This window comes from Methylobacterium sp. CCH5-D2, from assembly GCF_001556475.1.
GTDB classification, from domain to species: Bacteria; Pseudomonadota; Alphaproteobacteria; order Rhizobiales; family Beijerinckiaceae; genus Methylobacterium; species Methylobacterium hispanicum.
This window is the reverse complement of the sequence record NZ_LSIX01000379.1, coordinates 1-242: the sequence shown is the minus strand read 5'-3', so window position 1 is coordinate 242 and position 242 is coordinate 1. Positions and strand designations below refer to the sequence as shown.

1 pseudogene is annotated in these 242 nt (G+C 78.5%); it reads right to left on the bottom strand.

Features of this window, described 5'->3' with window-relative positions:
- Positions 1-242 (bottom strand): annotated as a pseudogene (locus AX737_RS35120) (hypothetical protein); the annotation flags it as partial.

The window sequence follows — 242 nt, the reverse complement described above, 5'->3', positions numbered from 1 at the left end:
CTCTTCCGCCGGTACCTCCGCGGGGGCGTCGTCGGCAGCCGCCGCGGCCCTGCGCCCGCCGCGGCCCTGCGGTCGTTCCAGGCGGTCGAGTTCCCGGCCGAAATCCCGGCCCGCGTCCTTGGTCGGATCCTTGGAGAGGTCCCGGCCCGCGTCCCTGGCCGAGTCCCGGGCGGAACCGGGCTCCGTGTCGCGGGCGGGCGCGTCGGGGCTCTTCGGAGCCGGATCGGGGCGCTGCCGCAGGC